Origin of the sequence: Mesorhizobium sp. M7A.F.Ca.CA.003.01.2.1 (assembly GCF_003998945.1) — a bacterium.
Classification (GTDB): domain Bacteria; phylum Pseudomonadota; class Alphaproteobacteria; order Rhizobiales; family Rhizobiaceae; genus Mesorhizobium; species Mesorhizobium ciceri.
Genome location: NZ_RZRA01001470.1, coordinates 1 through 805 on the forward strand (window position 1 = coordinate 1; position 805 = coordinate 805).

1 protein-coding gene is annotated in these 805 nt (G+C 64.1%); it reads left to right on the forward strand.

What is annotated here, in order from left to right; genetic code table 11:
* Positions 1-669 (forward strand): M24 family metallopeptidase (locus EN969_RS33525; protein WP_127419887.1); only part of this gene is annotated, 669 nt, incomplete at its 5' end.
* Between the last annotated feature and the right edge of the window lie 136 nt (positions 670-805).

The window sequence follows — 805 nt, forward strand, 5'->3', positions numbered from 1 at the left end:
GCATCGACGCTCGCCGAAGCTGCCGTCACGCGAGCCTTCGAGGTGATCGCGCCGGGCGTTCGCGAATGCGACGCCATCGCCGCCATCCAGGCGGCGCAGATCGCGGGCAGCCCGGATTTTGCCGGCGACATCACAGCGCTTCCGCCGACAATCCTCGGTGGCGAGAATGCCTCGGCGCCGCACATCATGTGGAGCGACAGGCGGTTTGGAGAAAACGAGACGATTGCGCTGGAACTTGCCGGCGTTTGCCGCCGCTATGCCGCCGGCCTCGCCAGGACCATGCAGCTTGGCAAGACGCCGACAAATGTCTCGGATACCGCCAAAGCGGTGATCGAGGGCATGGACGCGGTGCTCAACGCGGTCAGGCCGGGAACGACTGCCGAAGCGGTCGAAGCTGCCTGGCGCAAGGTCATCCAGCGCTACGGACTGAAGAAGGAATCGCGCATCGGCTACTCCATCGGCGTCGCCTATCCGCCGGATTGGGGCGAACACACGATCAGCCTCAGGCCGGGCGACAAGACGGTGCTTGAACCGGGCAACGTCGTTCATTCCATCCTTGGCATGTGGATGGACGGCTGGGGCATCGAGGTCAGCGAGACCATCCTGGTCACCGAAACCGGCCACGAGACCCTGACGAAGTTCCCGCGAGAGATCCATGTCAAATCCTGAGGGTTCGGCCACGGCGGGTGGTGTTGCGAAAACCGTGACGACCGATATCGACGCCGGAATTCTCGACCGGATGATCGAGGTCCGTCGCCATCTGCACCGCAATCCCGAGCTTTCGAACCAGGAGGCCGGCACGCAG